The 836-nt window shown below is 56.3% G+C and carries 1 protein-coding gene and 1 pseudogene; one reads left to right on the forward strand and one right to left on the reverse strand.

The features are described 5' to 3' along the window. Positions 1-117 (forward strand): annotated as a pseudogene (locus tag G7020_RS23780) (IS5/IS1182 family transposase); the annotation flags it as partial. Here the strand turns inward: G7020_RS23780 and G7020_RS23785 are convergent. After that, a partial coding sequence (locus G7020_RS23785) for a DUF6119 family protein (protein ID WP_219852824.1) occupies positions 77-836 on the reverse strand: 760 nt, incomplete at its 5' end. The pseudogene G7020_RS23780 and the gene G7020_RS23785 overlap by 41 nt on opposite strands.

Consider the following 836-nt stretch of genomic DNA (forward strand, 5'->3'; position numbering starts at 1 on the left):
CTATTCCGGCGCTTGAAGGGGTTTCGGCGTATATTCTCTCGCTTCGAGAAGCTTGATGTGATGTTCATCGGATTCATCAACTTCGCGCTAATAGTTGACGGACTGAAGATGTGTTAACACGCCCTAGTCGATCTGCAGCCGCCTGCAGGCTGATCTTGCTGAAGAACGGGAGATCCAAGCTCCCGTCCTTGTAGGGCTTCCGCATTATCCCGTACACGACGGTGTACTCAGCGCGGGCCACTTTTCCATTGATTGCGGGCAGTAGTGATAGATACCTAGCTCGCCGCTGCCTGACGACTTTCCGGAGACTCTTTCTAAACTCTGCATCGCCGACCAGCGATTCGGCACTGACGATTCCCTGTGCCCAAAGATGGCTGATGGGCCCGGAGGAATGGCCATCCTTCAGGTGGATGAACTGCTTGGCATCTGACAGGAAGTCGCAAGGCTCGATGTTCGCGTACCGCACGCCTCGAGGATTGATTTTCACCTGATCCAAGCACAACAAATCGTGCCGGGTCGCTTCCAGGTGAGCGATCAGCTCTCGCTCATTCTTGCAGTGTGTAGGCCCGATTATTTCGACCTTGGGAATCTGACGGAAACGCTCTTCAATCTGCAGTTTGAAATTGCGCTCGATGCAGTACCAATGCGCGGAGAAGAGGACGTAGCTTGTCTCCTCTTCCCCTTCGCCGAGGGTGGTCTCGAACGTAAAGTGCGGATTCCACGCCATCCGGCCACCCAGTCCGCTCTCATCTGGCCAGGCATTCCAGGGCCATCTGGCCACCTGTTCCACGGCCATCCGGCCGGGCAGTCGGAGCGCAGCGACGCAGGGGTGGCAT

This window comes from Stutzerimonas stutzeri (assembly GCF_013522825.1).
GTDB lineage: Bacteria > Pseudomonadota > Gammaproteobacteria > Pseudomonadales > Pseudomonadaceae > Stutzerimonas > Stutzerimonas stutzeri_AK.